Origin of the sequence: Streptomyces sp. GC420, assembly GCF_009916105.1 — a bacterium.
Lineage (GTDB): Bacteria > Actinomycetota > Actinomycetes > Streptomycetales > Streptomycetaceae > Streptomyces.
The window spans coordinates 1-1170 of sequence record NZ_JAAAXQ010000767.1 but is presented as its reverse complement, the minus strand read 5'-3'; the positions used below and the strand labels follow the sequence as shown (position 1 = coordinate 1170).

Below are 1170 nucleotides of genomic sequence, written 5' to 3'. Positions count from 1 at the left end.
GGCGGGAAGGGCGCGGCGGAGGAGGCGCCGGAGCCCGAGGTGAGCCTGATGACGGTGCTGCGCGACGGGCGGTTCATGTCAGTGGTCGGCCTGTCGTTCGTCATCGCCCTGATCTTCCAGCAGTCCTCGGTCGCCCTGCCCGTGGCGATGGGCGCGGCCGGCTACTCGGCCTCCGACTACGGTCTCGTCATCGCCGTCAACGGCGTACTGATCGTCGTACTGCAGATCCCCGTGACCCGTCTCATCGAGCACCGCGATCCCCGGCGGCTGCTCGTCGTCTCCTCCGTGCTCGCCGGCTACGGCTTCGGGCTCACCGCGTTCGCCGGGTCGATCGGTGTCTTCGCGCTGACCGTGTGCGTGTGGACGCTGGCCGAGATCGTCAACGCCCCGACCCACACGAGCCTGGTGGTCCGCCTCTCGCCGGTCCACGGACGCGGCCGCTATCAGGGCATGTACACGATGTCCTGGTCGGTGGCGGCCCTCGTGGCCCCGCTGATGTCCGGCTTCGTGATCGACGGGTACGGCGCCGGATGGCTGTGGGGCGCCTGCGCGGTGCTGGGGACGGTGTCCGGGGCCGGGTACTGGGTGCTGATGCGCGGGCTGCAGGCGGAGTCCGCCGCCGAGCCCTCACCGGCCGACGGCCCGCTGGGCACTCCGGAGCCCGCGGCCCGGGCGGCGGCTCAGTAGTAGCCCGTCTCCCCGTCGAGCAGTTCCCGGACGGCGTCCGCGTGGCCCGCGTGCCTGGCGGTCTCCTCCACCATGTGGAGCAGCATCCAGCGCAGGGTGGCGGCCGAGGCGGCGAAGTCCGGGTGCCGGCCCACCGCGTCCAGGGAGTGGGCCGCGATGATCTCGTTCGACACCGCGCACTGCCGCTCGTAGTCGCCGAGGAGCCGGGCGAGGGGGACGCCCTCGACCATCATCTCGGCGTCCTCCGGCCCGCCGTCGAAGCGCGGCCCGGCGGCGGGCCCGCCGAGGAAGATCATCTCGAACCAGGTGTACTCGACCCAGCGCAGGTGGGAGACGACTCCGGCCATCGTCATGTGGGGCGAGGAGGGCAGGACCGACCGGTGGGCGTCGTCGTCGGACAGTCCCTCGCACTTGTAGTGGATGATCGCGCGCTGCATTTCCAGCCAGCCGACGAGCTGGGTCCGTTCGTCGGCGACATAGGGC

The 1170-nt window shown here is 71.7% G+C and carries 2 protein-coding genes; one reads left to right on the top strand and one right to left on the bottom strand.

The window, feature by feature from the left end:
* A partial coding sequence (locus GUY61_RS38495) for an MFS transporter (protein WP_166634918.1) occupies positions 1-687 on the top strand: 687 nt, incomplete at its 5' end.
* On the opposite strand, the gene GUY61_RS38490 is transcribed toward GUY61_RS38495, so the two are convergent.
* A partial coding sequence (locus tag GUY61_RS38490) for a DinB family protein (protein WP_243767047.1) occupies positions 681-1170 on the bottom strand: 490 nt, incomplete at its 5' end. The genes GUY61_RS38495 and GUY61_RS38490 overlap by 7 nt on opposite strands.